This is a genomic window from Arthrobacter sp. CP30, from assembly GCF_053470025.1.
The window spans coordinates 1-1,300 of record NZ_JBQEMM010000028.1 but is presented as its reverse complement, the minus strand read 5'-3'; the positions used below and the strand labels follow the sequence as shown (position 1 = coordinate 1,300).

Sequence of the window (1,300 nt, the reverse complement as noted above, 5' to 3'; positions counted from 1 at the left end):
CAGTACGGCCCCTCCAACGTACTGATGGGCATCCAGGAAGCAGCACGCGCGGCGGGCTACTTCCTCACTGTCATGACACTCGATGGCTACTCAGAGCCGTCCGTCGACGAAGCGCTGAGGGGGCTTCTGAATCACGGCGTCGAGGGCGTCATCGCGATCACGCCTCATGTCTCGGCGCTCGAGGTCGTCGAGCACGCTCGGGCTAACATCCCGCTGGTTACCGTCGGTGGAGGGTCAAGTGAACAGAACGACATTTCCCTCAATCAGGAGAGCGGTTCACAGCAGGTCGTGGAGCATCTGGTGGCGCTCGGGCATCAGCGAATTGCGCACCTTGCTGGCCCCTTGGACTGGGTTGACGCTCGCAGGCGTATCAATGGATGGAGAAGCGCTCTGGAGCGGCACGGTCTCATGCCCGGGGAGCTGTACGACGGGGATTGGAGCGCCCAATCCGGATACCGCGTCGGCCGGACGATCAATCTCGAAGAAGGGCCATCCGCCGTCTTCGTGGCCAACGACCAGATGGCACTCGGATTCATGAAGGCCATTCGGGAGCGCGGGTTCGAGATCCCTCGGGACATCAGCGTCATCGGTTTCGATGACGTCCCGGGCGCTCAGTTCTGGGAGCCTTCCCTCACAACGGTCCGCCAGGAATTCAGGGAAGTTGGTGGCTCATGTATCCGATTACTCATCTCTATGGCAGCCGGTCAGCCGATCGTCAATGAGTCCTCCTCGCCTCGTCTCATTGTCCGATCGAGCACGGGGTCTTACCGGAGCACATAAACCCCTCCTCTCTCTGCTTATAACGACGGTGGCTCCGGCAATGGGGCCAAGCCTCTATCAACCTTCACATCGGGTTCTGGGACCATTAAGGCCGCGTGCAGCGTGGCGCCTGCTGATGAAAGAGGCCAGCATCATCTTTGATACGGCGGCTGGCTCTGCAGGTCAGCGTCGCCCTCAAAGTATGATCGCTCGGCATTGCTGATGCTGGAAGGATGATGCTCATGACTTCCGCGGACGTTCCCTTGCCAGATGAGTACGGATCGAGGCTGCGGGCACTGAAGGAACGCGTGCGAGGCGCACACCATGAGGCTCACTGGGCGGCATGGGACGAGGAGGCAATTGTCCAACAGCCTGTAGGACAATCCCTGTGGGGCCACGTCGTCACCTTGCTCGACAACCTCAATGGGCGTGACGCTCGTGATTGTGATGCCGCAGCGCGCTCTGCCGGCGGCCGACGACCTCACTTCAGCGTTCGATCAGATCAGTTCGAACGCAGCGAGTAGAGGCACTCGTCAACATA

General features: G+C 60.5%; 1 protein-coding gene. It reads left to right on the top strand.

The genetic code is table 11. The features are described from left to right. Window positions 1–780 (top strand): substrate-binding domain-containing protein (locus ACTIMO_RS17140; protein WP_448183203.1); only part of this gene is annotated, 780 nt, incomplete at its 5' end. Window positions 781–1,300: the final 520 nt, after the last annotated feature.